Genomic DNA, 2,862 nt, shown 5'->3' with positions numbered 1-2,862 from the left:
ATAAGCGGACTCTTTCTTTTAAATTTAGTGAATCATTTTTCGCTTTTTTTTGCATTTCTATGTTTAAAGTATCGGAGCAAGGGGTATAAATAATGAGTTAGTCTCCATCTTGAATCAGTACCGTGGTTTATTTTTATTAAAAGAGGCTGAACTTCGTTATAATATAATAGAAAAATCCCTATTAAGGGAGCTTTATGAAAGCACTGATTCATATATGAGATAAATGTTGCCGCTCGATATAAGCCAAAAGGGGAATGAAAGAATGACGATTTTAATCGTAGATGATAACCAGGTTAACCTTTTCGTTATAGAGAAAATTCTAAAACGAGCTGGCTATACGGATTTTCTATCATTAACTTCAGCTGTTGAGATGTTTGAATATTTACAGGTGGATAGTCCGCAACCTAAAGAGACTTCAGTTGATATCATTCTGCTTGATATCATGATGCCGGAGGTCGATGGGATAGAGGCGTGCAGGAGACTTCAAAGCATTCCTCACCTTAGAGATATACCCGTCATTTTTGTGACCGCCCTTGAAGATTCAAACAAGGTGGCCGAGGCACTTGATGTTGGCGGAATTGATTATATAATGAAGCCTATCAATAAAATAGATTTACTTGCGAGGATTCGCGTGGGGTTAAGACTTAAATATGAAAAAGATTGGCATAAAATGCAGGATGAAAAAATCCGCAATGAATTGGATCTTTCCATGCAGGTTCAAAGCAGTTTATTAAGTGAACCGATTATAAATGACCATTTAACTATCAGGGCATCATACTTACCTGCGAATAAATTAGCAGGGGATATGTACTATTGGCACCGCATTGATGAGAATAGGTATGGAATCATCCTGTTGGATATGATGGGGCATGGCATATCCGCCTCACTTGTGTGCATGTTCATTTCCTCCGTATTGAGGGATGCCATCAGGACACATACGGATCCAGTGGCAGTAATAAACGAAATGAATCGCTGGATGAGTACCCTTAATAAAGAAGATAATCAGGTGCATTATTATTTTACCGCGATTTATATGATCATTGATACAGAGCAAAAGACAGTGGAATATGTGAATGCCGGACATCCTCCGGGATTTGCTTTAATGGACGATGGAAAAGTGGCCTCACTTTCAAAAGGGACTTGTCCCGTAGGGTTCTTCACCGAGATGAAAATAAAGAAGTCCGTCATTCATTATGAAGAGAAGATTCAGCTTATGTTATTTACGGATGGAGTCATGGAAGCTATAGATCGAGAAGGGACGGAAGGACTCGACCAAATAAAAGAAGCGGTCTCGACGAGGTGGTTTGATTGTAAAGAATCTCCCCCTATCGATTTTTTGATGTCCCCGGAAATGCAGAAAGATCAACCTGATGATATGTGTGTGGTTGTTATTCAAGCAAATTGAAGAAGAAAAGAGGCGGCAGATTATCTGCCGCCTCTTTTCTATAAAAGGGGGGGGGATGCTTTTATATGAAATGAGAATGTTCGTCAAGAGAGTGAATCATATACTCGGCTATATGCAATTAACGGTCATTTTTCAATTTACTAATGCCATCTTGGAGATTGCCTTTTAATTTATCGACTTTGCCTTCTGCTTGTAAATGAGGATCATTTTTCGCGTTACCGACTTGGTCTTTCGTTTCACCTTTAACTTTATTTACAGTACTTTTTACTTTGTCTGATAAACCGCTCATTATGTTACCTCCTTTTGCTTTATATACAATATATACCCATCAGGTGTATGGATAAACCTGATTAATAGGGTGAAAGGAGTTTAAGAAGCGATTATTACCCTTTTACTTAACCTTTGAATGAACTGATATGACCGTTCAATGATATGATCTTTGTCATGATCCAACGAGGCCACATGATATGAATTTTCAAGGGGGGCCATTTCCTTATCACCGGACATGACCGTATCGTAAATATGGTAGGAACACGAGTCTGGTACAACGTGATCTTCTGGAGAATGGAAGAGAAGTACCGGGCACGAAACGTCTATTAGTTTTTGACTGGCATGTTCCATTATATCAAGCAATTGATTAATCGCTTTTGAAGGAACTTGATGATATGTGATTTCTTTAGTTGTATCGTCTTTTATGTCAGGCTTGCCTTCAGGAATGAAGCGTGGATCCGATTGGTTACGATATATTTCATATTCAGGAACTTGGAGAGCGGCATTGATGGTGAGAATTCCATCGCAAGCCACTTTTGTCGCTAAGTCGAGAACAAGGGCGCCTCCCATAGATTGTCCGATGGCGAATACATGGGTGCAGGTTCGCTTTAATTTTGCATAGGCCATTTCAACATCCTGTATCCACTCCTGGTAATGACTCGTTTCCATTTCATATTCATCCGTTCCGTGGCCCGCCAGTCGAGGGGCGAAGACAGTAAAGCCTTTGGCAGCGAATTTTTCACCTAAATACCTTACGCTTTGTGGCGTTCCGTTAAAACCATGGCAAATAAGAATACCGATAGAATTGCCGGGTAAGAAAAAAGATTCCGCACCTGGTATTACCATTGCTGCTGTCATATTCCCATCTCCTTTAATTTAGCTAAGTTCTGTTGAAAGGAAGCTTATAAATAAAATTAACTATTCCTATTATTTTACTTGGTTATATAATAGCATAATGAAAATTGTGAAGTCAACTTGGTTATATTCCAAACTTCAATATTCATTAAGAAGCTTTTAAAAAGGATATAAAGGTACTTACTAGGTTTTTTCATGGATGTTTGCTATTCATTCTATTATATAAGTACTGTATACTGTCTTGGAATTATTGATAAACTGAAGAAGCAAATAACCTGTGCAAGATATAAATAGAAGAAATGGAGAAAAAGAGTTGACTTTAAAGTGGAATG

The 2,862-nt window shown here is 38.3% G+C and carries 3 protein-coding genes; 1 reads left to right on the top strand and 2 read right to left on the bottom strand.

Annotated elements, in window-relative coordinates; genetic code table 11:
• Window positions 1–262 precede the first annotated feature (262 nt).
• Window positions 263–1,405: a PP2C family protein-serine/threonine phosphatase gene (locus IOC57_RS25385; RefSeq protein WP_207441350.1), complete on the top strand. Its 1,143-nt coding sequence runs from the start codon at window positions 263–265 to the stop codon at window positions 1,403–1,405.
• A gap of 118 nt (window positions 1,406–1,523) precedes the next feature.
• Here IOC57_RS25385 and IOC57_RS25380 read toward each other — a convergent pair whose 3' ends face one another.
• Both IOC57_RS25380 and IOC57_RS25375 read right to left on the bottom strand, forming a co-directional pair.
• Window positions 1,524–1,694, bottom strand: a complete 171-nt coding sequence (locus tag IOC57_RS25380) for a CsbD family protein (RefSeq protein WP_069981788.1) — start codon at window positions 1,692–1,694, stop codon at window positions 1,524–1,526.
• Between the two features lie 80 nt (window positions 1,695–1,774).
• Entirely contained in the window at window positions 1,775–2,533 is a 759-nt protein-coding gene (locus tag IOC57_RS25375) for an alpha/beta hydrolase (protein ID WP_207441349.1), read from the bottom strand.
• Window positions 2,534–2,862 lie beyond the last annotated feature (329 nt).

Source organism: Bacillus sp. SD075 (genome assembly GCF_017355165.1).
Lineage (GTDB): Bacteria > Bacillota > Bacilli > Bacillales > DSM-1321 > Peribacillus.
Note: the sequence above shows the minus strand (reverse complement) of the source record. Positions and strands in the feature narration are given on the sequence as shown.